We start from the raw sequence: 24530 nt of genomic DNA on the forward strand, positions 1-24530 counted from the left end.
AGCTGCACGAAAAGTACCAAAATCATTTGGCTTTTTCAAGTGTGAAAGTAAAAGTTGTTCCTTCGTCTACTTCTGATTTAACATTGATCGTTTGTTTATGTGCTTCAATAATATGTTTCACAATGGATAAACCCAAACCTGTGCCACCTTGTTCACGCGATCGGGATTTATCCACCCGATAAAAACGTTCGAAAATACGCGGCAGATCATTTTTATCAATTCCAATCCCATTGTCCATCACTTCGATCATTAAGTGATCCTTCAGGTCGTAGAATGTAATTTTCACAAAACCATTTCGCTTACCGTACTTAATTCCGTTGGCGACTAGGTTGGAGAGAACCTCCATCATTCGCTTCTTATCGGCTCGCACGAGGATGTCCTTATCCGGGCGATCGAAAATGAATTGGATTTCGCGCTCGTACGCCATCATCTGTTCCATATCGAACACTTCCTCCACCATTTTGCCGATGTCGAAACTCTCCAGTCTCAGTCGTAGAATACCCGACTCCAATCGGGTAATTGACTCAAGATCCTCGACGATAGAGATCATTCGATCGATGCTCTTTTCTGTTCTTCGGAGGTAGAGTTTATTGATCTTCGGATCATCCAGCCCACCTTCCAACAAAGTCAAAATATATCCCTGAATATTGAAAATGGGAGTCTTTAGTTCGTGCGACACATTGCCAACAAACTCCTTTCGATAACGCTCAAGATCTTTCAAACGGGTAATCTCCTGCGTTTGATTTTTTGCCCATTGTTCAACCTCTTTATGAACATCGGCTATTTCGTTGGTATGGTGAGGGGGCTGTTTTACAGTTGAACCATGAATTGGAATTTCGCGGATAACCTTATAAATCGGTTCGATTTTATGATTGATATAGTGGGTTAGCAAATAAACAATCCAAAAATAAACTCCTCCCAGCATCAAAAGAACCAGCAACAAGCTTAACCAAACAGGTAGCGAAACCCCAACCAAAATAACTCCTTCAACAAAACACAACACCGCAATGATTACCACTAAATAGAAGGCCAATAGCCGAATTGGATACGTTTTCATACCACACAAAATTTTCAGTAATATTAATTTTACAAAAGGGCTCAAGCTAAACAAAAAGACCGAAATTTCAAATTAAGTAGATTCAACAAATCATCTTACCCAAACCATAAGCAGGTTGCCCTCAAACATTTCGCAGAAATACGCTATTGTATTAAAAATTAGAATAAAAATCACTTACTTCGAACTTGACTATTTCTTAATGGTTTGTTAATGGTTATTTAATTTTTTATTTCTCCCTGCTGCGGGTGTAGAGGTTATTTTTGCCCGCGACTATAACGAAAATTCTAAAATGGAAAATTTTTATCTCATCCTGGTGGTAGTGTTATTTGCATTAGCCATTTCTGATTTGGTGGTTGGAGTGAGTAACGATGCAGTAAACTTCCTAAACTCTGCAATTGGTTCGAAAGCAGCTCCAAAGTGGCTTATTTTTGGCGTTGCCAGTTTAGGTGTTCTAGCCGGTTCGGTGTTTTCGAGTGGAATGATGGAAGTTGCCCGAAAAGGAATCTTTCATCCTGACATGTTTATGTTCTCAGAGATCATGATCATTTTTATGGCGGTAATGATTACCGATGTGATTCTTCTGGACATGTTTAACACCTTCGGATTACCCACATCAACAACCGTTTCAATTGTATTCGAGTTGTTGGGAGCAGCTGTTGCCGTTGCGGTTGTGAAAGTTCAAAGGGCCGGCGAAAGTATCGGACAACTGTCCGAATACATCAACAGTGAAAAGGCATTGGCGATCATCTCCGGGATTTTGATTTCGGTAATTGTCGCATTCCTTGTCGGAGCAATCATTCAGTATATTGCCCGCCTGGTTTTTTCATTCCGCCAACACCGCACCCTAAAATATTACGGAGCAATTTTCGGAGGTCTCTCCATTGCTGCCATGACCTATTTCATGATCATTAAAGGATCAAAAGGAGCGACCTTCATCTCTGACGAAATGCTGGAATACATGACCAACAACATGTCTAACATTCTTCTGGTAAGCTTCTTAGGTTGGACCATCGTCTTACAACTACTATTTTGGATTTTTAAGATTGATATACCTAAAATCATCGTTCTGGTCGGTACGTTTGGTTTAGCAATGGCTTTTGCCGGAAACGACCTGGTGAACTTCATCGGTGTTCCACTGGCAGGTTTTCAATCGTTTAAAGCCTGGATCGCCGGCGGCGGTGTTCCGGCAGATTCGTTCTCCATGGAGATGTTGAAAGGTAAAGTGGCCACCCCTTCGTACATGTTGCTGGTTTCAGGTTTCGTGATGATCGTCACCTTAATCACATCCAAAAAAGCACGAAATGTTGTAGCTACAACGGTTGATTTATCTCGGCAGGGAGAAGGAAATGAACGCTTCGGCTCGTCTTTATTGTCGCGTGTTTTGGTTCGCAAAACAATCCAAATCAACAACAATATACGCAAAGTACTTCCCAATAGCGTCAATCGTTTTATTGATTCTCGTTTCGAGCACCCAAAAAATGAGCCAATTGTTTCTAAAGAAGAAAAAGCGGCATTCGATAAAATCCGGGCAGCAATCAACCTGATTGTTTCCGGTATCCTAATCTCTATCGGAACATCATTGAAACTACCTCTTTCAACCACTTACGTTACCTTTATGGTCGCCATGGGCACATCACTTTCTGACCGTGCCTGGGGCCGCGAAAGTGCTGTCTATCGTATTTCCGGAGTATTTGCAGTGGTTGGTGGTTGGTTCCTTACCGCTTTGGTTGCTTTCACCGTTGCCTGCGTTATTGCCTTGATTATTTCGGTGAGCGGTAACTTCATGATCTTCCTCTTCATTGGCCTGGCAGCGTTCACCGTAATCCGGACACACACGGTACTTCGAAAGCGAACTGCTAATCGGGAAAATGAAGACGAAGAAAGTATTGTAGAAACCGATGCAACCGACAAGGTGATCGACAAAACAAAAAAGCAAGTCATCAATGCTGTTTTGACAATTAATCAAATTTATTCGATTGCCATTGAAAACTTCTTGAGTGAAAATCGGGGAAGCCTTCGCGATGCTGTTGAAATGAAGTCCAGTTTCGACAAGAAAACCAAAAAGATGAAAAACAAGGTGTCTGATGTTGTCGAAAAGCTACAACAAAGCGACTCTCTCGACTTGGGTCACTTCTACGTACAACTTGTTGATTACATGCGAGAAGTATCACACTCGGTAACCTACCTGGTGGATCCGCTACACGAGCATCTTCAGAACAACCATAAGCCATTTACGGAGACTCAAATAAAAGAATTGAGTGATTTCCTTGCTGATACGACCAATTTTGTGAATTTAACACTTCAGGTTGTAAAAGAGGACCAATTCGATGAACTTCCGAATATTATTAAGCAGCGCGACGATTTGATCATTAAACTGGCCGAACTAGAGAAAGCTCAAATCAAGCGAATCAAGAACAAAGAAGTCAACACCCGAAATTCCGTGTTATTCTTCAACATTGTTTCTGAAACGAAGAACTTGCTTATGCACTATATCAACTTGATAAAAGCACAACGAGATTTCTTCTCCAATGCAAAAAAATAAGCTTTCGAAGTTTAAATTATAAAAAGAAATCCCGACCTAAAATGGCCGGGATTTCTTTTTATAGTGGTTCGCCCAATCGTTTCAACCTGACGGTGAAATGCCGCATAATTGAAGTCTCCCTCTCAATCCGGAAGCCCCGCCGAATTAAGTTTTTTCGTTCGAAGATATTGATGAGCGCAGCAACCACGACATCCATGTGGTTATTTGTATAGGTCCGGCGTGGTACCGACAATCGTAGGAACTCGTTTTCAGGATAGCGGTTTTCATGGGTCTTCGGGTCCCGATCGGCGAGCAACGTGCCAACCTCAACACCCCGAACTCCGGCTTCGAGATACAGTTCAACAGCCAGCGTTTGTGCAACATATTCCTCAACTGGAACAAAGGGCAAAAAGCGTCGGGCATCAACAAACACGGCATGGCCACCAATGGGCTGCTGAATAGGAATCCCGGCATCAATTAATTGAGATCCAAGATATTCCACCTGCTTTATCCGAGTCTCCAGATAATTGGCTTCAGTAGCCTCGTCTAAGCCCACAGCCAAAGCGTTCATGTCGCGTCCTGCCATTCCGCCATAGGTTATAAAACCTTCGTACATGATATTGAAAACAGTCGCCTGTTCGAACCAATCTTTTCGTCGCATAGCAAGCAATCCGCCAATATTGACAATCCCATCTTTTTTGCTGCTCATCGTCATCGCATCAGCATAGGTGTACATCTCCCGGACAATTTCCTTAATGGTCGTCTCCGCATACCCTTCCTCGCGCTGCTGAATAAACCAGGCATTTTCGGCGAACCGGGCCGAATCAAACACAACCGGAATACCGTAAGAATCAGCCAGCTTTTTCACTTCACGCAAATTTTCCATCGATACCGGTTGACCTCCGGTGCTATTGCAGGTTAGTGTAACAACAATCATCGGAATCTGTTCTTTAGGATGACTCTCCAAAATCATCCGCAGTTTTCCCAAGTCAATATTTCCTTTAAACGGATGGTCGACCGAAATATCAAAAGCTTCAGCAATTGTGCAGTCGACAGCCATCGCCTTCCGAAACTCGATATGCCCTTTTGTGGTATCGAAATGCGCATTCCCCGGAACAATATGCCCCTCTTTAACCAGCACCGAAAACAACACATTCTCAGCAGCTCGCCCTTGATGAACAGGAAGAAAATAGTCAAACCCAAACAACTGCCGGACACGGTCTCTGAGCTTGTAAAATGAGGCCGAACCAGCATAGCTTTCATCACCGGTCATTATTGCAGCCCACTGACGATCGCTCATCGCACCGGTGCCACTGTCAGTCAACAAATCAATGTACACCTGCTCGCTGCGTAGATTAAACAAGTTGTAATCTGCCTCGCGGATCCATTTTTCACGTTCAACACGAGTACTCCGATAAATCGGTTCGACCATTTTTATTCGGTAATTTTCTGCAAAAGGAATTTCCATTTCCAATCGTTTTAAGTAGGTTCTAATCAATTTAAACTAAAAAGCTTAACCTTGCCAATGCTTTGTAGCAGGCGCACATGTAGTCACCTTCAAAATGAGCCACAAAAAGACAGGCCGATTAGATTGAAAAGGAATCGCGACGTTTGATATTTAGAAACGGGTGAATTACAAGGTCAATTCTTGTTTCGAGGTTCATAACAAACAAATTTGAATGAAAATTAAGGCTATTCCCGAACAAATGAAATGTGATATGTCAGACTTCAGTCTAATTATCAGGACTCAGGAACCAGTAAAAACGTTTTTTGGCCGGACGGCAGAACGCCTGCCGGATGGCACGCAGCAGCGCCAAAAAGAAGAGGGACAAATAAATTTCGCAGAAAAAAGTTTGTTAATGCACCGAAAGGCTTTCTCTCGGTTAAAAAGCTCACTTGAAGCCAATGCTTTCGATCGATTTTCGAAGAAAATCCCGTGTATAAAAATCGTCGTCGACGACTATTCCGTTCCAGACAACCAGATCCAGATCCATCGTTCGCGGGCCAAACTTTGGCAGTGACCGATCGCGCCCCAACTTGTTCTCAACCGATTTTAGATATTTCTGTAGTTGAACCTGATCGAGCTCTGTTTCGAATACCACAGCACCATTCACAAAATCCGCTTGATCTTCAATACCAATTGGTTTGGTCTTCACAAATTCCGACACTCGAATTTCCCCAAAATCCTGTGTCAGTATTTCAAGCAACTGCCGGATATTTTCCTGTGGATGAATATTCGAACCAATAGAAACGTAGACCTGATTCAACGCCGCGCCTCCATTTCAAATGAAACCGATTCGGCAAACCGCAAGGCGTGGGGTTTGTCAACTTCAACTTTTGCGTAGCTTACCCGATCGTCCTCTAAAATCATCGACAACAAACTGGACGTTAGAACTTCCAACAATTTAAAATGACCATCCTGAACGAACGCGATCACCTTTTTAGTAATCACCTTATAATCGTAAATACCATCAGGTTCATCTTCTTGCAATGCCTCCTCGGACACCTCAACCTCAATTTCCAGATTAATGATTACATCCTGCTTGTTGACTAACTCATCCGGGTTAAATCCGATGTAGGTCCTGAGCAGCAAATTTTTTACTCTAATTTTTGCCATAGTTCTCGTTTGGATCTTTTCCTTTTTAATATCAGCCTTCTGTTGAGCTTTTCATCCATAACATGAGCCCGTACAAATTGTTTCCCCAATTAGAATGTTTGCCCCAGGTTTTCTCCCCCATCGCAAAATAAAAGCTGCCCGGTCAGGTGATCATTTTCCAAAATATAATCCAGACTTTTTAGGATCGGGTCTATGCCGCTTGGTTTCTGCATAGGTGTTTTCTTGGCGATCAACCACAAATAGGATTCATCTTTATCTTCGGGCGGCAAGGTTGCTCCGGGAGCAATCGCATTGACTCTGATATACGGCGCAAACTCCAATGCTGCCATCTTGCTAAGCTCCCATAACGCTTTCTTCGATAAGCTGTAGGCTGCATAATCCGACTTACTACTGGTTATTCGGGTATCGACAAAGTTTACAACCACCCCCTTACCAACATGCCTTGCCAGATCACGAATGAGCATGAATGGTGCTCGGTAATTAATCATCATCACCCGATCAAGAAAGTCAAAGTGGGTTTCAAAAATCGATGCTCCTTCAAAAACGGAAGCATTATTGACCAACAAATCCAACTGACCGAATACCTTTAGTACCTCCGGTATCAAGCTTTCAACCGCGAACGGATTTTGCATATTCGACTGAAAAAGAACAAATTTTTGTTCCGGGTATTTCTTCTGAAGTTCGGTGATCAATTTATTTGCTGCTTTTTCAGACGAATTGTAATGCAAAGCAATATCCCATCCCTTCGAGGCTAAGTGAAGCGCAACTTCACGACCTACACGTTTAGCCGATCCTGTAATTAATGCTGTTTGACTCATTTTCTGAAATTCTGTGGATTTTCGTATTCCGGAACGAATTTAGCAGAACCTAGTGAATTCTGCTTCGGGTAGGTACTCAAAACCCGATGATTATTCATTCTAATTAACAATCAGAAAAAAAGATAACCATTTTCAACAAATAAGTATATACTTAAACCGAAGTAATTCACCTAAATTTAAATGCGGCGGTTTCATAACTTAAAATACATTTAAGCTATGAAACAGCTTTACTATTGAAACCAAAGGCTAAGTAAATTCGGTATATATAAATATCAGTGTTATTCATTTAATCCTTTGAGCTATGGAAGAAAAGCTAATTACAATTGCCCTTCTCCCCTATTCCAAAGCTGAAATCTTACGTTCACTATTGGAGTCAGAAGGGATAGAATGCCAACTTGAAAACATAAACCTCATACAAGGAGCTGTTGCTTCGGGAGTAAAAGTAAGAATTTACGAAAAAGACGTTAAGCAAGCCTGGCCAATTCTCGATGAACTACTCGGAAAAGATAATTCCGAGAAAATCGCGGCAGAGAACACCGTTCTAATTCCGGTCGATTTTTCGGGATATTCGTTTAAAGCCGCATTAATGGCTTTTGAGATTGCACAGAAACTGAATTCAAAACTCATTTTCTATCATGTCATTCAGCAGCCTGACTTTTTCAGTATGCCTTATTCTGATGTTATGGCTTTTAACACCGGATTGTACGACCATCTGAAAGAACGGGAAGAATTTGCGAATGAGGAATTTGGCAAATTTCTAAAAAAACTAACCGAATACATCGGCCCAACTAGCTGGAATAAAGTTGATTCTGAGCACATGATAAAGCTAGGTTACCCGGAAGACGATATTCTGTATTTTACCGAAAAACATCCGCCACGACTTATTGTGATGGGAATTAAAGGTCCGAAAGGGGATGATATGGATATTATGGGCAGTACAACAGCCGGTGTAATTTACAAATCGAATGTCCCCGTGTTAGTCATTCCTGAGAAGGCTCCTTTACTAAATCTCGCTTCAATGAAGCATGTGGTATATGCAACCAACTTCGATCAGAAGGATATCGTTTCAATCGACAAGCTTCTCGGGCTGCTTAAACCGTTTAACGCTAAACTCAGTTGTTTGCACATTGGGCCCGACGCAGCCCGTGATTGGGACGAAGCTAAACTGGAAAGCATGCAGAATTTGTTGAAAAACAAATATCCCGACACACCGATTGATTGCATCATTCAGCCCGGGACAGATATTTTAAATGATTTGGAGAGCTTCATAGAGAGCAACAAAATCGACATTCTATCGCTAACCACCCACAAGCGAAATATGATTACTAGGATTTTTAATCCGAGTATTGCACGAAAAATGGTGTTTCATGTTAAAACTCCATTGTTGGTTTTCCACTCATAAAAACAATAGATCCGGTCAACTTGACCGGATCTATTGTTTTATGATCGTCTTCTGATTCGACTATTTGAATGTCGCCAGCTTTGCCAGATACTTCCCAATAATATCAAATTCGAGATTAATTACGGTACCCTCCTTAAAAGTATGAAAGTTCGTTTCCTGATAAGTGTATGGAATGATGGCCACCTGAAATGAATTGTCTTTTGAATTCACAACAGTCAGACTCACGCCATTTACGGTCACCGAACCCTTTTCAACAGTCATATATCCTTGTTGCGCCATCGATTTATCAAACTCGTACTCAAACGTGAAATACCAGCTACCATCAGCCTCTTCAACTTTTTTGCAAACCGCAGTTTGGTCAACATGCCCCTGAACAATGTGTCCGTCTAACCGGCCGTTCATCATCATGCTTCGTTCCAGGTTCACCTTTGACCCAACCTCGAGATATCCCAAATTGGTTTTCAAAATTGTTTCCTTAATGGCCGTTACAGTATAGGTTTTCGCCTCTTGATCCAGTTTTACAACGGTCAAACAAACGCCATTATGCGACAAACTCTGGTCAATTTTTAACTCGTTAACGAAAGGACAGGTCAGGGTAAAATGGTAGTTTTCCTTTTCCCGTTCAATGGCTTTTACAACGCCATAAGCTTCAACTATTCCTGAAAACATGTTAATTGCTTTTTTAATTTGGGCGAATTTACCGAAAAGCTGTCAATCGAAAAAATATAAGCCTTCTTTTAAACCAAAACTCAAATGCGTCCCAATCTGATGGAATTCAGGACCCAACGTTTAATAATGGCTTTCGTACTAAAAACATACGAACCACAAACTTGTGAAACGATACTCCATCACCATCGGGAAAAATGCTTTCCATTAGGGTTTTAATCTATTGAACTCTATAAGTCGGCTAAAATTTGACAGAACAGCCCTGCGGCTGGAATCTTCCATTTTTTTTGAATTTTGTATTATTAAGCATTCTCCATACGATATCCGATAAGAATAACTAACTTCAGCTAATGTTAGTTAGCTTATCTACAACGACATGACAAGTACGACGATTAAATCAGCAATAATTTTGTCAGCCGGGTTCTTAGTCGGGGTAATTGGTATATTCCTAATTTCAATTTCCTATTGGAATCTGGAGCCCATCAAATCAATTGGTCATAACTCGATCGTGTTTCCGGCTTTATTGGGTGGCTTGGCCGGTCTTGCGATTGCTTTCCTGCTTATGAAAACCAGTCGGCAAAACAAGGAACTTAAAGCCAATGAATTAAAATTGCGTACGCTAATTGACCTGTCGCTGGATGGTATTTATCTTGAGAATGAACAAGGTGATATACTCGATTGCAATACAGCCGGACATGAAATGTTTGGTTACTCCCGGGAAGAAATGTTACGACTCAACATTCGCGATCTAGTACCTCCCGAATTTTCCCAACAGATTCCTGAGACCATCCCGGACGAAATGGCAACTGGCGATTTTTATCTGGAACGGGAAAACAGAAAGAAAGATGGCAGCCTCTTTCCAACCGAGATCAATACGAAATTTGTCGAACTGAACGGAAAAAAAAGATTGATTGCGTATGTGCGCGACAATACAAAGCAAAAAAAATCGGAAGCTGCCTTAAAAGAAGTAATTGCAACAAAAAATAAGCTTTTTTCGATTATCGGTCACGATCTTAAAGGATCACTGGCCACCATAAAGGGCTTCAGCGATCTACTACTAGTTGACAGCAGTCTCTCAAGCGATGACACGCGCAATTATCTGCAATACATACAAGGAGCGGCAACACAAGCAAACACGTTGTTAGAAAACTTACTTAATTGGGCACTAATTCAAACTGACCGAGTCCGTTTTTCCCCGATTCAATTATCGCTCAAATCAATTGTCGCTGCTGTCTTTAGCCAAATTGGCGATCAGGCAAATTCAAAAAAAATCGATCTAATTTGTAATATCGATGCCAACTCGATGGTTTGGGCCGATGAAGCAATGCTCAGAACCATACTTCGAAATCTTCTGGCAAATGCTATTAAGTACTCTTACCCCGATGGACAAATCAAGATAGAAGAAGAGATGCAAGAAAACAAGCATGTGATCTCAATCGTTGATCAGGGAATGGGGATGACCTCCGATACCATCGAGAATCTGTTTAAAAGTTGTAGTCGACCCAAAACGATTCCCGGCACCAATAATGAAATTGGAACCGGGCTGGGATTAATCATTTGTAAGGAGTTTGCGGAAAAACACAATGGAAGCATTCGCGTTGATTCTACCCCGGGAAAAGGAACGACTTTCCACATCGAATTACCGATTAGCCAAAACTAAAAGAGTTTCAAGAAACTACCGGGAATTGACGTTTCGAAACGGAACATCTTTCCGGTTATGGGATGACGGAATGCCAATACCCATGCATGCAGCCCAAGTCGTCCGAGTGGATTTGATGTTGATCCGTACTTTTTATCTCCAACAATCGGATGTTCCAAGTCCTTCAGGTGAACCCGAATTTGGTTTTTACGACCTGTCTCCAAATTAACTTTCAACAACGAATAGCTTTCGTTGCTCTTCAAGGTTGAATAATGTGTGATTGCTTGCTGCCCGCGCTCCGGGTCTTGAGTTGAATAAACAATGAACGCTTTACTTTCGAACAAATAAGATGTATGAGTTCCTTGTTGCGGATCGAGTTGGCCATCAATTACAGCCAAATAACTACGCTCGGCAATGGTTTGTTTCCACGACTCCTGCAGCAGTCCCTGCATTTCTTTGCTTTTCGCAAACATCATCAGACCACTGGTTTCCCGGTCTAAACGGTGTACAATGAATATTTTATTTGTTTTATGCTGCTCTTTCACATAGTTACTGAGCATGCTGTAAACAGTATCCCGCTTCTCCTTGTCGGTGGCAATTGTCAACAAACCTGCGTTTTTATTCACCACAATCAAATCCTTGTCTTCATACACAACGACAACGCCGCGCAGCTGGCTGGTTGCCGGACCTGGTTTACGGCTAAGCTCTACCGTATTCCCTGGTTTCAATAAATGGTTGAATTGACTTATTGCTGTTCCATTCACTAAAACTTGCTTTTTCTTTAGCATGGTTTTAATGTTGTCGCGGTTCTTATGGGGTAATTGTTCAATTAAAAACTTCATCAACTCCTGATCTTGTTTCACTTTGAACTGAATATTTCTTGGTTTCTCGGTACGAGATGACTTATCACCCTCTTTCTGTTGTTTCATTATCATTTTCAATTTTTGGCCAGATTGACCCATTCAACCAACCGGGACAAAGATAAAGGTATTCTTCATTCTTTTTAGACCTAAAATAACCAATTGTTTCACGTGAAAACATGCCCTTTTTTAAACAAAAAACGAGCTCTGCGACTGCAAAGCTCGTTTAAAATAACTTATCACAAGACCATATCGGCCTGGCTACATGGCTATTAGCCTATTCAATTCCGCGAACTCGTTTTTCCCAATTCCAAGCCGACAGAAGTGTTTCCTCTAAACCAGTCTCGGCTTTCCAGCCCAATTCCTCATTCGCATAGCTCGTGTCGGCCCATATTTTAACTATGTCGCCCGCTCTTCGGTCAACAATCTTGTAATTCAATTTCACTCCGGTAACTTTTTCAAAACCTTTTACAATTTCGAGCACTGAATAACCATTCCCGGTTCCCAGGTTGAAAATTTCGTACCCGGCTTTGTTTTTATTGGTCAACAAGCGTTCAATCGCCACCACATGCGCTTTGGCCAGGTCAACTACATTAATATAATCACGAATAGCTGATCCGTCGGGAGTGTCATAATCATCACCAAATACCTTTAGTTCACCACGCAAACCTGCGGCTGCCTGGGTGATAAATGGAACGAGGTTTTGTGGAACCCCCAAAGGCAATTCACCAATTAAAGCAGATGGATGCGCTCCGATCGGGTTGAAATATCGCAACGCGATTCCCTTGATTTGCGGATAGGCGCGAATGCTGTCACTCAGGATATCTTCGTTTACACGCTTTGTATTTCCGTAGGGTGACTCCGCATCCTGACGAGGAGTTTTTTCAGTAACAGGCAATACATCGGGTTGCCCGTAAACAGTACATGACGATGAAAAAACGATATTCGAAATATTGTATTTCAACTGACAATCCAGAATATTCATCAGTGACACCAGGTTATTCCGGTAATAATGCAACGGAATTTGAACAGATTCGCCAACCGCTTTTGAAGCCGCAAAGTGAATAATCGCTTCTATGTCGGTATGCTTGCTGAAAAATTCATCAGTTTTTGCTGTATCAGCCAGATTCAACTGTTCAAACTCAGGCTTTACACCCGTAATTTTCTCAATATTCGCCAATACTTCGATACTCGAATTCGACAAATCATCAACGATTACTACCGAATAGCCTGACTGTTGCAGTTCAACAACGGTGTGCGAACCAATATAACCGGTTCCACCGGTTACCAGTATTTTAGATGCCATAAATTTGATTTTAATTTTAGACCAAAGTAACAAATAATTGGTCGAATTCTAACTAGTTATCGCGGGCTGGCAGGGCATACTTGACATAAAAGACTAACAAGTCATTCAATCTGTTGAAAACTTTCTGTTGGCTGCGCATTAATTTTTCCTTATTTTTGAATCCAAACACGAGAGTCTGTGGAATTATTAGCCTACATCAAAGAATTACTTTTACTGAATGACTGTGTGATCATTCCGGGTTTTGGTGGCTTTGTAACCAATTACAAGCAAGCCGGATTGCATGCAGCTCAATTCACGCCCCCGGAGAAATCAGTTAGTTTTAACAAAAAGCTAAATTTCAACGACGGGCTATTGATCAACCATGTCGCATCGATAGAAGGATTGAACTACATAGCGGCACGTAAAAAAGTTAACCTGATGGTTCAGGAATTGACTTACCGCTTAACTGATGGTGAAGAGATTATCCTTAACGGTCTTGGAACGCTAAAATACGATGAGCAGCAACACCTGTCCTTCACTCCAAAAGTTGAAGGAAATTTAAACCTCGACGCATTCGGACTAGGTACTTTCACTTACGAGAGTTTGTTTTCTCGTCAGGTCGCCCGCAAAGCCATATCTCAACAGGAACGCCAGGCAGTGGAAGTAATCTTCCAGAAACGCAGTTTGAAAAAAGTATTGGTGGCCATTCCGCTCCTTTTTGCCTTAGCTGTCATCCCTCTGAAAAACAATACAACACACATCCTAAAATCAGATCTGAGCAGCATTCGCGAAATGATGATGCCATCTGCCAGTCCGTCTGTTGCAACTACAACAGAAGTTGCTGAAGTGTATTTTTCGGAAGCTAAAACGCAAGACATCGCTGAGACTCAGACCGAAGAAATCGAAGCAGCCACACCTGCCCGTTATTTCCTGATCGTGGGAAGTTTCAGGGATGAGGAAAATGCCCAAACATTTATCAACCAACTCGATAAGAAGGGATTTCAGGGAACAAACCTTGGCGTTATTAAAGGATTACACTACATTTCACTGGGTGGGTTCAGCCAAATTGAAGAAGCATTGGAAGCTCGTAAAAATTACGCCTCACAATCCTTCGGATCCGGGGCATGGATTTACAAGAAAATTTGATCTTAACATCATTATAGCCAAAAAAAGCCTCGATTCGGGGCTTTTTTTTCTTTCATTTTATCAGCTTAAAGGCATACTCCCAATCATGGCGCAAAAATCCGGGAATGCACCATAGAGCAGCTAGCATTTCAATTGGACCAGCGGCCTCAACACCACCCATATCAACACAATCCCATCCAAATTGACCTAAAATAACTTTCACATCATTTTTCGCTTTTTCGCTATTCCCACAAATGCACATCGTTGGCCTTCCGCCTTTCAAATTCGGATCGACCATGAGTGAATTTCCAACACTATTGAAGGCTTTCACAAAGTTGATACGAGCATATTTCGACTGAAGATGCTCCATCAACGAAGAGTTTCGTGAAGTAAAATATTGAAGAACACCATTTTTAGGAGACTCATTACTAATCGGATTGCAGGTATCAATCACCGTTTTTTCGTGCAGAGTCGCGGCTCCGGCTAAGTCGAGAACAAACTCGGCCGCACTACCTTTTACAGCCAACACCAAAAGATCGCCAAAACGGGCAGCTTCTTCAAAACTACCAACCGATGCATTCTCCCCTGCTCCACTCAACCAATCCTCCAGATTTTGCGCCTGTCGTGTCCCAATCATCACCTGGTAACCATACTTGAGGAAACCATTGGCTAAGACTCGTCCCACAATTCCCGACCCCAATACACCTATCCGATTTCTCATCACGTTTAATTTTACTTTGTTTGACAATAATGCCTACGACAATTTTTACGCACTTTCTCATATTAAGTTAATCCCGGATAAATTGAAGATTAGTATCTTCATCTTCAAATTAAAAACCATGCAACAACCAGCATTTCTGAAATCAGGAGACCGAATCCGAATTGTTTCACCAGCCGGAAAAGTTCAAGCGGAAAACATTTTACCTTCAGTGAAATTACTTGAAGAAGAAGGTTTTGAAATCTGTTGCGGAAAACATTTTCTGGAGAGTCATTTTCAGTTTGCGGGTACCGACCAGCAACGGTTACAAGATCTACAAAAAGCTCTGGATGATCCGAAATGCAAAGCAATTATTTGTTCTCGCGGTGGCTATGGCTCAATTCGAATTGCCGACCAACTTGATTTTTCGAAGTTCCGTAATAACCCGAAATGGTTGGTTGGCTTCAGCGACATTACCGTGTTGCATGCGTTGTTTCAACGGGAAGGGTTTTGCAGCATCCACGGCCCAATGCCTTCTTTTTATCTGAACGAAGGAAAGCCAACTGAAAGTTATAAACAACTTGTCCATCTGCTTCGAGGAAAAATACCTACCTACACGTTTACAAACCATCTTTCCACCCAAAAAAGCAAGGCCATTGGTGAATTATGCGGTGGAAACCTATCGATTTTATACAGCTTACTGGGTACTCCCTTTCAACCTGTAGTGAACGGTAGAATTCTCTTTATTGAAGATCTCTCGGAATATATGTACCACTTGGACAGAATGATGCACAACTTAAAATTTGCAGGCTTGCTGAAAGATTTAAAGGCATTGTTGGTTGGCAGTTTCACCGAAATGAAGGACAATGATTCTCCTTTCGGGCAATCGGTGGAACAAATCATTCTTGAGGCAGTACGCGAATACGATTACCCGGTTTATTTTAACTGCCCCTCTGGTCATATCGGCGAAAATATGCCACTTCTTTTTGGTCACACTTATTGCATCGATGAACAGGATGGCTTGATTCGTCTTTCACCGGTGTAAAAACAAAAGTTCAGTCCGGTTTTAAATTATTGCTTTATTTGATCCAGGTAGGCGATTGTTTCGCGGATCCCTTTTTCATACGAGGTGGGCTCGAAATTGAAGAAAGTATTGAATTTAGTAGAATCGAAATGGTAATCCATCTCCTGCTGAAAGACCAGTTCATACACTTCAGTCAACGTTATATCAAAATACCCCATTGTTTTCAGAACCCATTTGGGCACCAGCATCGTCCTTGGATCCACGTTTATTTGAGAAGAAAGTAACTGAACCCATTCTTCTCCTGTTGGGCCGGGGCTAAATGTTGGCAAATGCCAAACCTGATTACATGCTCTGGGATCGTCCGCTAATTGCCTAAGCGCTTTTGCGCAATCCAAGGTATAGGTGAACGAATGTGGCTGAGTTAAACTTCCCATCCATTGGGCTTTTTTACCTTTTCTCAAATTCTTAATCATCAGCAAATACAGCAAACTCGATTGAACAGAATAAGGTCCATACAAATCGGAAGCCCGGCCGATGATTGCCCGCATAGATACTTTACTCATTTCCGACTCTAACTGACGAGCGATTGTTGCCCGGATTTCACCCTTTTTACTGCATGGATTATATGGCGTTTGCTCCGTCATCTTCCCTTCAACACGACCATACATATACACATTGTCAAAAAAAATCAGCAAGCTATCTTCTTTGTAACAAGCCTCAATTACATGATTCATAATCCTTGGCCACCGCTCTTTCCATATCTCATATCGATAGGGCAGGCCGGCGCACAAGTATACGACATCAGAGCCTTCTACAGCTCTCAATGTATCGCCAAGCGAAGTCAGGTCTCCCTTTACCGAAGTTGCACCAGGCATGCTAAAACCACTGCGCGACATTAACTTAACTTTTTGATTGTGAGCCAGTAGTTCGTTTGCCAAACTAACGCCAATCGCACCTCCGGCACCTAAAATCGTATGCCTTTTTATAGCTCCTCCTTGAAACGCTTTTCCCATTTTCATTCGATGTATGTTTTCATCCTGTTGATTAACATTTAGAAATTTTATTCACCTTAGAGCTGAGCGGTTATATGCATTAAATACAACTCAAATTTCCGTTTCCGATGCTTTCTTCCTCCCTTCAACCCACATATAAATGGTAGGCAAAACCAACAACGTAAGCAAAGTTGAAGTAATTAGACCTCCAATAACGACAGTCGCCAAAGGTCGTTGGACCTCGGAACCAGGTCCTGAGTTAAAAGCCATGGGAATGAAACCCAAACTTGCAACCAAAGCCGTCATCAAAACCGGACGTAACCGATCGGCAGAACCATTAATTACCACCTTTTTCAGTGGATCGGGACTATGTTTTCGAAGCTCGTTGATGTGATCGAGTAAAACAATCCCGTTGAGTACGGCAACACCAAACAAAGCCACAAAGCCAATGCTCGCTGAAACCGATAAGTACATGCCTCGCATCCAGAGAAGGAACACTCCGCCAGACATCGCAAATGGTAAATTGAGTAATATTATCATTGCAAAACGCATACTGCCGAAATTGAGGTACAACAAACCTAGGATAATGAAAAGCGAAAGCGGAACAACCAATAGCAGATGGTTCATGGCGCGACGTTGGTTTTCGAACGTTCCTCCAAATTCAAGAAAATAGCCGGGCGGCACATCAGCTTTATCATCGATGGCTTTCTGCAAATTAGCCACATAGGTGCCAATATCAATATTTTTAATATTGACTCCAACAATCAACCGGCGCCATCCGTTTTCGCGTTGAATTTCACGAGGCCCCTCTTGAGCTATAATTTTGCTCACCCGTTTTAGTGGGATAAACTGTCCGTTAGCCAAATAAACCGGTATCTCCTGAATTTGCTGTAGCTGTTCACGAATCTCTTTTGGATAACGAACCAAAATATCGAAACGACGCTGCCCCTCGTAGACTTGTCCGGCCACCTGGCCACCAATACCTGCTTCAATTACTTGTTGCACTTCGTCGACATTTAATCCGAACGAAGCCACTGCTTCACGGTCAATTTCGATTGTCAAATAGGGTTGCCCAATAGGCTGCTCTACAAAATGATTATCCGTTCCAGTCATTCCGGCAGCTATTTGAGATATTGATTCACCAATCCGATTCAGTTCATCCAGATCTTCACCGTAAATTTTCACAGCTACATCTGACTTTACACCACTCGTCAGTTCATCGACCCGCATAGCTATTGGCTGCGTAAAGTTGTATGCCAAACCCGGTTCTGTTTTAAGATAGGGTTCGATTTTGGCAATGAGGTCTTCTTTATCAATGCCTTTTCGCCATTCTTTCGGATCTTTCAACACAATCCAGATATCAGTTTGGTGCACCCCCATCCAATCGTTCGCTAAATCGGACCGTCCGGTTTTAGGAACTACCGTTTTGATTTCAGGAATGCTCTTCATAAGCTGACCTGCCAGCCAATTAGCATTTTCGATCGATTCTTCCAGTGTAACCGATGGCATGCGAACCTGTTCTACCAAAATTGAACCTTCCTCGAGTTCGGGCAAAAACTCACTTCCGAGTCGAAACATAACCCCAACTGAAAACACAAATAACAGCAAAGCCGACAACAGCACAATCAGGCGCTTTTTCATGTGCCATTCCAACAACCACAGGTATCGAGGCTTCAACCAATCGATTAAATAATTACGACGCACCTTCACTCCACGGTGAAATATTAAAGATGAAATAGCTGGGATGAAAACCAACGCCAGCAAAAGAGACCCGAATACTGCAGCAGCAACTGTTATAGCCATTGGTCGGTATAAAATACCTTCCATCCCGCTAAAGGTCATAATGGGTACATATACCAAAAGAATAATGAGCACTCCAAAAAAAATTGGCCGGGCAACTTGTTTAGCCGCCGAAACAATAATATCATCCTGCTTATCATCTGGATTTCGTGTCTGCAAGCGGTGTACAATATTTTCAATCATTACTACTGAACCATCAACAACCATCCCGAAGTCGATGGCCCCCAAACTCATAAGATTAGCCGCCAGGCCAAACTCGCGCATACCAATAAAAGCGAACAACATAGACAGCGGTATTACCATCGCAACGATAAGAGCTCCTGAAATTTCGCCCAATAATAAAAGCAACACCACAATCACTAAAAAACCACCTTCCATGAGGTTTGTCTGAATAGTTCCCGTAGTTCGTTTAATCAGATCCGATTGGTCGTAAAACTTTTCAATTTGGACACCTTCAGGCAGATTTTTATTAACCGATTCAATTTTCGATTCTATGTCAGCAATCACCTCGCGTCCGTTACCTCCACGCAGCATCATCACAATTCCTGTTACAACTTCGCCTTGTCCATCTCGGGTAACTCCCCCTTGCCGAATTTGTGTCCCAATTTCAACATCGGCCACATCCTGTATAAACACCGGTGTATTGTCTCGTTTCGCAACAACAATATTCAGAATGTCCTCTTTTTTATTGATTTGTCCAAACCCGCGCACAATGTATTGCTCCCGATTGTGTACGAGATAGTTCCCCCCCGATACAGAGTTATTTTTTGCTATAGCATCAATAATATCCTGGATATTGATACGATACATGCGCATTTTTCCGGGCTGAATAAGCACATCGTATTGTTTTACAAAACCACCAAAAGAGTTGATTTCAGTGACTCCTTTTACCACTTTCAACTGCGGGGCAATCATCCAGTCTTGTATTTCACGCAGCTCGGTCAGTGAATAATTTTCGCCCTTCACCTGATACTGGTAAATTTCGCCAAGAGCAGTTGAAATCGGCCCCAACTGCGGTGCAGAGACATCGGCAGGCAGTTCATCAGAAATGGATTGAAGCCGCTGGCTTACCATTTGCCTAGCAAAAAAGATGTCGGTATTTTCCTGAAATTCGATCGTTACAGCTGACAAACCAAACTGCGATATCGAACGAACCTCTTTTACATCGGGTAGACCATTCATCGCTGTCTCAATAGGATAACTAACCAACTTCTCCACATCATAGGGCGAATAGCGGCCAGCCTTCGTGATTACCAATACCTGCACCGGCGTAACATCGGGCAACGAATTGATTGGAATTTGCAGAAGCGAATACCCACCGGCTGCTGCCATTAGAAGAACCAGCGATAAAGCGACAAACTTTTGGCGAACGGAGAATTGAATAACTTGGTTAAGCATGGTATGATTTTGATTTATTCTTCTGAAATCAACTCGTAACGTGAAAGTGCTTTTAGGCTGAAGACTTGCGAAATGGCAACTTCTTCTTTTTCGTTCATCCCATTGCGCACAATAGCATATTGATCGTGAATCTCTGCAATTTCAATAAATCGCTTCTCATAGACTGCATCGTCGTTTTTTACAAAGACGACAGCCTCATTTCCATCGTATGTTATAGCTTTAAGCGGAATCGCAAAAACTTCGACAGCAGAGCTGGTACTGATCTCGATCCGAACATTTTCACCTGGTTTTGGCCAGTTGTTTTTAGGAGCAACCTCAATGTTGACCACAACAGACCGGTTCTGTTCATCTAAACCCGGATTGATTGACGAGACTATAGCCATCAATTTATTTTGCTCATCATCGCGGCGCGAAATCCGAACTGTGTCACCGGCTCGCACAAACCTGGAATCTTCAGGACTCAAATAGCCTTTCACCAGAACTTTCTGCAGATCTATAATTCTTCCCAGTGTTTCATAGGCATTAACCGACTGACCTAATTCAACGTTTAGCCGATCCAAACTGCCGGAAATTGGTGCATAAATCTTCAAACTCGGATCAATCTGCTCTGCCGAACTCATTGCCTCGATTTCATGATCCGGGATCCCAATGGCTTTTAACTTTGCCACAGAAGCAATGCTTGCCGTCCGGGCTCGTTGATAATCAGACAGCGCCTGATCGAGTTCCGATTTGGAGCTGATCGTTTGCTCGACTAGCTGCTTCATACGCTCCATGCGGCTAGTTTGAAATTTTTCGTCGGCTTTAGCTTGCAGATATTCAGAAATCAAATTCCCAAAAACCAAACTTTCAAATTTGAACAGTTCCTGACCCTTCCGAACAAGCTGCCCTTCACGAACTAATATCGCACTTACACGTCCGTCAATCGGAGTACTTAAAATACTGACATGGTTTGTTGCCGGAAAAACGACAGCTGACGCCAAAATACTGTAATTTTTCACTGCGCTCGATACCTTCCGGGTCTCGATATTCAATTCATTCATTTCTTTTTCCGAAAGATGAATGATCAGTTTTCCGGCTTGCTTACCAGAGACCGAAGGCGGGGTTTCCTGAATCTCGGTTGCTGACTCTTTTGGGTCCTTCCCCGAAGAACAAGCAACCATTACGGCCAATAAGAAGAAAGCTCCCAAATAGATGTATAGGCATTTTTTCATGGTAACGGGATTAATAAACTAATTCAACGTTGAGATATTTTTCAAGCTGTACCAATTGCAAATAGAAGTCGTGTAGAGCTTCCAGGTAAGCGTTTTGATTTTTAAGATAGGTTTGCTGCGAAAGAATCAGATTCATCAAATCAATTTCCCCCAATCGGTAAGCTTCTAGGCTTAACTGCTGCAAACGAGCTGATTTCGCACTTATAGTTGTGTTGTATCGATCAATGACCTGTTTACTGGTAACGTAACCATGCCAGGCTTGTTCTATTCGCTCTTTCATCTCTTGCTCAATTCCTTTTTGTTGCCATTCAACTTCGGTTTGTCGGGCCTCGGCCATTTTTATTTCTCCACGTTGTTCAAAAGGTAACCAGATCGGAATACTCAACCCAAGTTCAAAACCATTGTATTTGTAGCCGTTACCATAATTTTGTTTGTACAGATTAAATCGAATATCAGGCAAAATATTGCTCTTAGCTTCTCTGATTTTATTTTGAGCCGCCTCAAATTCTGCCATGGCGGCCAAATATTCAGGTTGCTCGTGCAACACCGAGAGCGCGGTAATCTGACTAACCTCAACATCCTCATTTTTCAGGGTGTCTGAAAACTGAATGCTATAGTCGATTTCCGGGATTTTAAGCCCCATCACACGAAATAAACTGTACCTCCCGATGTGTAGCATCCGTTCAGCTTCACTCTGGAAATTCTCAGCCTCCGCCAATTGCAATTCAGCTTTTATGAGGTCGATTCCGTTACCCATTCCGGTTTCAAACTTTGTGTAGACTGCATTATAAAGTTCATCAGCCAAAACCTTTTGCTGCTTCCCAAGTTCCTTAAGATGCAGAGCGTAAAGAATGTCGATATAGCGCGATTTTACTTCCGCCCTAATGTCATTTCGCCGGGCTTGTATTTGATAGGCCATCGCTCGGGTCTCGTGCTGAAGTGCCTTCATGCGATAGATTGTAGTTAACGGAAAATCGAACGTTTGCGATACAGTCCATCGCCTTTCTTCAAAAGGCTTAACCGCCGAACTGCTCATTCCTTCTTCGAAGTAACTAATCTCGGGAGCTTCAATACCGGTAAGTGTGCGCCAGGCATCGCGCTTTTGTTCCATAATAGCCTTCGATTGATTGAGCATCGCATTGTTGGCAAAAGCGGAATCAACAGACGCCTGAAGCGTTATCAATTTTTCCTGTCCAATGGCGAAAACAGGAATGCAGAAAAAAAATAGAAGTAAAGTCTTAGTCATGATGCTTATTTGAAACAAATGTTCGATAAAAGAACAAAACAACAATTGAAAAGTTTTCATTTCAATTTACAACATTTGATTCATACCTTAAATCAGTTAACTTTCAATTTCGAAATAGTTCAATATGACAAAACAAAAAGAAGTCGGTGATAAAGGAGAAGATATTGCTCGCCAATACTTACAAAAACTGGGATACACCATCCTGGCAACAAACTGGCATTTCCACCATTATGAAATTGATATAATTGCGAAAGATGGAGATGAGTTGGTTATTGTTGAAGTAAAATCACGAAGCAGTCGAAACTGGGAACATCCAAGCGAAGCGGTTGGCAAACGAAAAATTCGATTCCTGATTGAAGCCGCAGAAGCCTATATTTTCAAATCGGACAGCCACTGTGATACCCGTTTCGACGTGATCGCCATTATTTTTCAAGGAGATACCTACGAATTGGAACATTACAAAGACGCCTTTTATCCGACCGCCTGAATAAATCTTTATTTTTGCACCATGAACATTGAAGAACTACGCGAATATTGTATCTCAAAAAAGGGAACTTCTGAAGGTTTTCCATTCGATGAAACGACTCTTGTTTTTAAGGTCATGGGGAAAATGTTTGCGCTAACAAATATTGAGGGAGACCTAAGTGTCAATTTAAAATGTGACCCGGAAAAGGCAATCGAGCAGCGAGAGAAGTTCCCCTGTGTTCTACCTGGATATCATATGAGTAAGATTCATTGGAACACTGTTCGGATTGACGGAACGGTAGGCGACCAGCAAATCAAATACTGGATCGATGATTCCTACGAATTAATCGTTGCTAAATTGACAAAAAAACAAAAAGACGAATTAGGAAAACTTTAATCATCCATCATGATCGAATTTAAATTGACATCGGAATATATTGAATTGATAAAACTACTGAAGCTACTTCATTTAGTTGAATCAGGAGGCCAGGCAAAGCTATTTGTCGAGGACGGATTTGTAACCTTAAATGGTGAAACTGAATTCCGAAAACGAGCTAAAATTCGCGTTGGTGATGTGCTCGAATTCAACGATCAGCAGATTCTTATAAAATAATCAAGCCGACAGGAATCTGTCGGCTTGGAATGCTTGTGCGCTTAAGAGTGGAATGAAAGAGAAAAATAAAACTGGTTTAACTATACGTGGTATATTCTAAAAGCATAACAAAGTTAAGCCACCGAGGCTATTCAAAGCAAGTTTATTTGGACTAATTATGCCAATTCCTGATTCGAGTGTTCAAACCCTTAGTATCAGCAAATGGATGCACCTTATCGATGATTGAAACAATTATCGTTGAATACATTGACCTAAAAAAACGAAGTTTTTGATTGATCGCAACGTCTGCACCTTTAAGAAAGCTCTTACCACATCAGCTGAATCCATCAACGCCAAAATCAAAGCATTCGAACCATGTTCTGGAGGGGCGAAAAACGTTTGCTTGCTCCTTGTCAGATCAACTGGAATTAAAAACAAACAGCATTGCCGATTGATCAGATTATAGCTACCCAGAATGGTTTCTGATCTTACAATCTCAATCTTTTCAAAAAGAAAGAAGCCGACAGGAATCTGTCGGCTTGGAATGCTTGTGCGCTTAAGAGTGGAATGAAAGAGAAAAATAAAACTGGTTTAACTATACGTGGTATATTCTAAAAGCATAACAAAGTTACGCTACCGAAGCCATTCAAGTCAAGCCAATTTCAACTAATTATGCCAATACCTGATTCGGGTGTTCAAACCCTAATCTTCAGCAAACAGACATACCTTATCGATGATTGAAATAATTACCGTTGAATACAACAGCCTAAAAAAAGAAGGATTTCCGGTTCATCGCTACTTTTAGATCGCCAGAAAGTTCTCGATGCGTCAGATGGATCCTTAAACGCCAAAATCAAAGCATGTTTCAGAAGAGTGCGAAAGATGAGTTCCTTTCCCTCCACATTTACTGGAATTAAAATATACAGCATTGCCGATTGATCCGATTATAGCTATTCAGAATGGTTTCTGATCCTACAATCTCAATCTATTCAAAAAAAAGAAGCCGACAGGAATCTGTCGGCTTGGAATGCTTGTGCGCTTAAGAGTGGAATGAAAGAGAAAAATAAAACTGGTTTAACTATACGTGGTATATTCTAAAAGCATAACAAAGTTAA

Annotated in this window: 21 protein-coding genes; 8 read left to right on the plus strand and 13 right to left on the minus strand. The window is 41.8% G+C overall.

The genetic code is table 11. The annotated features are described in order from the left end of the window. Positions 1–22: 22 nt before the first annotated feature. Positions 23–1057: a sensor histidine kinase gene (locus ABZD21_RS08685; RefSeq protein WP_372774434.1), complete on the minus strand. Its 1035-nt coding sequence runs from the start codon at positions 1055–1057 to the stop codon at positions 23–25. Positions 1058–1346: 289 nt separating this feature from the next. Between ABZD21_RS08685 and ABZD21_RS08690 the strand changes: the two genes are divergently transcribed. Next, on the plus strand, positions 1347–3599 hold the full coding sequence (locus ABZD21_RS08690) for an anion permease (RefSeq protein WP_372774436.1): 2253 nt from the start codon (positions 1347–1349) through the stop codon (positions 3597–3599). Between the two features lie 58 nt (positions 3600–3657). Here the strand turns inward: ABZD21_RS08690 and ABZD21_RS08695 are convergent, their stop codons facing one another. The 4 genes from ABZD21_RS08695 to ABZD21_RS08710 all read right to left on the minus strand — a co-directional run bounded on the left by ABZD21_RS08695 (position 3658) and on the right by ABZD21_RS08710 (position 7013). After that, on the minus strand, positions 3658–5046 hold the full coding sequence (locus ABZD21_RS08695) for a tryptophanase (RefSeq protein ID WP_372774438.1): 1389 nt from the start codon (positions 5044–5046) through the stop codon (positions 3658–3660). A gap of 424 nt (positions 5047–5470) precedes the next feature. Then, the gene (gene folK, locus ABZD21_RS08700) at positions 5471–5845 is read right to left on the minus strand and encodes a 2-amino-4-hydroxy-6-hydroxymethyldihydropteridine diphosphokinase (RefSeq protein ID WP_372774440.1); all 375 of its coding nucleotides are present in this window, start codon (positions 5843–5845) and stop codon (positions 5471–5473) included. Continuing rightward, the gene (locus tag ABZD21_RS08705; RefSeq protein ID WP_372774442.1) at positions 5842–6195 is read right to left on the minus strand and encodes a dihydroneopterin aldolase; all 354 of its coding nucleotides are present in this window, start codon (positions 6193–6195) and stop codon (positions 5842–5844) included. Before ABZD21_RS08705 ends, folK begins: the two co-directional genes overlap by 4 nt. 89 nt (positions 6196–6284) lie before the next feature. Further along, positions 6285–7013 (minus strand): SDR family NAD(P)-dependent oxidoreductase, encoded by a 729-nt coding sequence (locus tag ABZD21_RS08710; protein ID WP_372774444.1) that lies wholly within the window; start codon positions 7011–7013, stop codon positions 6285–6287. A 301-nt stretch (positions 7014–7314) separates the two neighbouring features. On the opposite strand from ABZD21_RS08710, the gene ABZD21_RS08715 reads away from it, so the two are divergent. Next, positions 7315–8415 carry a universal stress protein gene (locus tag ABZD21_RS08715; protein ID WP_372774445.1) on the plus strand — a complete coding sequence of 367 codons (1101 nt, stop codon included), beginning with the start codon at positions 7315–7317 and terminating at the stop codon, positions 8413–8415. Positions 8416–8475: 60 nt separating this feature from the next. Here ABZD21_RS08715 and ABZD21_RS08720 read toward each other — a convergent pair whose 3' ends face one another. Further along, positions 8476–9084, minus strand: coding sequence for a riboflavin synthase (locus tag ABZD21_RS08720; protein ID WP_372774447.1), 609 nt, complete (start codon positions 9082–9084; stop codon positions 8476–8478). A 373-nt stretch (positions 9085–9457) separates the two neighbouring features. On the opposite strand from ABZD21_RS08720, the gene ABZD21_RS08725 reads away from it, so the two are divergent. Next, complete coding sequence (locus tag ABZD21_RS08725) at positions 9458–10741, plus strand: ATP-binding protein (protein WP_372774448.1); 1284 nt, start codon at positions 9458–9460, stop codon at positions 10739–10741. Here ABZD21_RS08725 and ABZD21_RS08730 read toward each other — a convergent pair. Both ABZD21_RS08730 and galE read right to left on the minus strand, forming a co-directional pair. Continuing rightward, positions 10738–11649 (minus strand): RluA family pseudouridine synthase, encoded by a 912-nt coding sequence (locus tag ABZD21_RS08730; RefSeq protein ID WP_372774449.1) that lies wholly within the window; start codon positions 11647–11649, stop codon positions 10738–10740. The two genes, ABZD21_RS08725 and ABZD21_RS08730, sit on opposite strands and share 4 nt — an antisense overlap. Before the next feature lie 208 nt (positions 11650–11857). Next, complete coding sequence (galE, locus tag ABZD21_RS08735) at positions 11858–12886, minus strand: UDP-glucose 4-epimerase GalE (RefSeq protein ID WP_372774450.1); 1029 nt, start codon at positions 12884–12886, stop codon at positions 11858–11860. Positions 12887–13063: 177 nt separating this feature from the next. Between galE and ABZD21_RS08740 the strand changes: the two genes are divergently transcribed. Next, complete coding sequence (locus ABZD21_RS08740) at positions 13064–14011, plus strand: SPOR domain-containing protein (protein WP_372774451.1); 948 nt, start codon at positions 13064–13066, stop codon at positions 14009–14011. A 52-nt stretch (positions 14012–14063) separates the two neighbouring features. On the opposite strand, the gene ABZD21_RS08745 is transcribed toward ABZD21_RS08740, so the two are convergent. Next, complete coding sequence (locus tag ABZD21_RS08745) at positions 14064–14711, minus strand: NADPH-dependent F420 reductase (protein WP_372774453.1); 648 nt, start codon at positions 14709–14711, stop codon at positions 14064–14066. 118 nt (positions 14712–14829) lie between these two features. Here ABZD21_RS08745 and ABZD21_RS08750 point away from each other — a divergent pair, with 118 nt between their 5' ends. After that, positions 14830–15732, plus strand: a complete 903-nt coding sequence (locus tag ABZD21_RS08750) for an LD-carboxypeptidase (RefSeq protein ID WP_372774455.1) — start codon at positions 14830–14832, stop codon at positions 15730–15732. Between the two features lie 26 nt (positions 15733–15758). On the opposite strand, the gene ABZD21_RS08755 is transcribed toward ABZD21_RS08750, so the two are convergent. From ABZD21_RS08755 to ABZD21_RS08770, 4 genes are all read right to left on the minus strand, one after another. Then, complete coding sequence (locus tag ABZD21_RS08755; protein ID WP_372774457.1) at positions 15759–16730, minus strand: NAD-dependent epimerase/dehydratase family protein; 972 nt, start codon at positions 16728–16730, stop codon at positions 15759–15761. An 84-nt stretch (positions 16731–16814) separates the two neighbouring features. Then, positions 16815–19901 (minus strand): efflux RND transporter permease subunit, encoded by a 3087-nt coding sequence (locus ABZD21_RS08760; protein WP_372774459.1) that lies wholly within the window; start codon positions 19899–19901, stop codon positions 16815–16817. 14 nt (positions 19902–19915) lie between these two features. Then, complete coding sequence (locus ABZD21_RS08765) at positions 19916–21112, minus strand: efflux RND transporter periplasmic adaptor subunit (protein WP_372774460.1); 1197 nt, start codon at positions 21110–21112, stop codon at positions 19916–19918. Positions 21113–21122: 10 nt separating this feature from the next. Then, positions 21123–22358: a TolC family protein gene (locus ABZD21_RS08770; RefSeq protein ID WP_372774462.1), complete on the minus strand. Its 1236-nt coding sequence runs from the start codon at positions 22356–22358 to the stop codon at positions 21123–21125. Between the two features lie 124 nt (positions 22359–22482). Here ABZD21_RS08770 and ABZD21_RS08775 point away from each other — a divergent pair, with 124 nt between their 5' ends. The 3 genes from ABZD21_RS08775 to ABZD21_RS08785 are packed head-to-tail and all read left to right on the plus strand — an operon-like array spanning position 22483 to position 23436. Further along, positions 22483–22845, plus strand: coding sequence for a YraN family protein (locus ABZD21_RS08775; RefSeq protein ID WP_372774464.1), 363 nt, complete (start codon positions 22483–22485; stop codon positions 22843–22845). Between the two features lie 21 nt (positions 22846–22866). Beyond that, positions 22867–23220 (plus strand): MmcQ/YjbR family DNA-binding protein, encoded by a 354-nt coding sequence (locus ABZD21_RS08780; RefSeq protein WP_372774466.1) that lies wholly within the window; start codon positions 22867–22869, stop codon positions 23218–23220. Positions 23221–23229: 9 nt separating this feature from the next. Next, positions 23230–23436, plus strand: coding sequence for an RNA-binding S4 domain-containing protein (locus tag ABZD21_RS08785; protein ID WP_372774468.1), 207 nt, complete (start codon positions 23230–23232; stop codon positions 23434–23436). The last annotated feature ends 1094 nt before the right edge of the window (positions 23437–24530 follow it).

The sequence above is a fragment of the Mangrovibacterium sp. genome (assembly GCF_041596335.1).
Taxonomy (GTDB): Bacteria; Bacteroidota; Bacteroidia; order Bacteroidales; family Prolixibacteraceae; genus Mangrovibacterium.

What these genes read in the sequence shown, in the direction of transcription:
- ABZD21_RS08685 (WP_372774434.1), bottom strand. Translation starts at nt 1,057, where the DNA reads ATGAAAACGTATCCAATTCGGCTATTGGCCTTCTATTTAGTGGTAATC.
- ABZD21_RS08690 (WP_372774436.1), top strand. Translation starts at nt 1,347, where the DNA reads ATGGAAAATTTTTATCTCATCCTGGTGGTAGTGTTATTTGCATTAGCC.
- ABZD21_RS08695 (WP_372774438.1), bottom strand. Translation starts at nt 5,046, where the DNA reads ATGGAAATTCCTTTTGCAGAAAATTACCGAATAAAAATGGTCGAACCG.
- ABZD21_RS08705 (WP_372774442.1), bottom strand. Translation starts at nt 6,195, where the DNA reads ATGGCAAAAATTAGAGTAAAAAATTTGCTGCTCAGGACCTACATCGGA.
- ABZD21_RS08710 (WP_372774444.1), bottom strand. Translation starts at nt 7,013, where the DNA reads ATGAGTCAAACAGCATTAATTACAGGATCGGCTAAACGTGTAGGTCGT.
- ABZD21_RS08715 (WP_372774445.1), top strand. Translation starts at nt 7,315, where the DNA reads ATGGAAGAAAAGCTAATTACAATTGCCCTTCTCCCCTATTCCAAAGCT.
- ABZD21_RS08720 (WP_372774447.1), bottom strand. Translation starts at nt 9,084, where the DNA reads ATGTTTTCAGGAATAGTTGAAGCTTATGGCGTTGTAAAAGCCATTGAA.
- ABZD21_RS08725 (WP_372774448.1), top strand. Translation starts at nt 9,458, where the DNA reads ATGACAAGTACGACGATTAAATCAGCAATAATTTTGTCAGCCGGGTTC.
- ABZD21_RS08730 (WP_372774449.1), bottom strand. Translation starts at nt 11,649, where the DNA reads ATGAAACAACAGAAAGAGGGTGATAAGTCATCTCGTACCGAGAAACCA.
- galE (WP_372774450.1), bottom strand. Translation starts at nt 12,886, where the DNA reads ATGGCATCTAAAATACTGGTAACCGGTGGAACCGGTTATATTGGTTCG.
- ABZD21_RS08745 (WP_372774453.1), bottom strand. Translation starts at nt 14,711, where the DNA reads ATGAGAAATCGGATAGGTGTATTGGGGTCGGGAATTGTGGGACGAGTC.
- ABZD21_RS08750 (WP_372774455.1), top strand. Translation starts at nt 14,830, where the DNA reads ATGCAACAACCAGCATTTCTGAAATCAGGAGACCGAATCCGAATTGTT.
- ABZD21_RS08755 (WP_372774457.1), bottom strand. Translation starts at nt 16,730, where the DNA reads ATGAAAATGGGAAAAGCGTTTCAAGGAGGAGCTATAAAAAGGCATACG.
- ABZD21_RS08760 (WP_372774459.1), bottom strand. Translation starts at nt 19,901, where the DNA reads ATGCTTAACCAAGTTATTCAATTCTCCGTTCGCCAAAAGTTTGTCGCT.
- ABZD21_RS08765 (WP_372774460.1), bottom strand. Translation starts at nt 21,112, where the DNA reads ATGAAAAAATGCCTATACATCTATTTGGGAGCTTTCTTCTTATTGGCC.
- ABZD21_RS08770 (WP_372774462.1), bottom strand. Translation starts at nt 22,358, where the DNA reads ATGACTAAGACTTTACTTCTATTTTTTTTCTGCATTCCTGTTTTCGCC.
- ABZD21_RS08775 (WP_372774464.1), top strand. Translation starts at nt 22,483, where the DNA reads ATGACAAAACAAAAAGAAGTCGGTGATAAAGGAGAAGATATTGCTCGC.
- ABZD21_RS08780 (WP_372774466.1), top strand. Translation starts at nt 22,867, where the DNA reads ATGAACATTGAAGAACTACGCGAATATTGTATCTCAAAAAAGGGAACT.
- ABZD21_RS08785 (WP_372774468.1), top strand. Translation starts at nt 23,230, where the DNA reads ATGATCGAATTTAAATTGACATCGGAATATATTGAATTGATAAAACTA.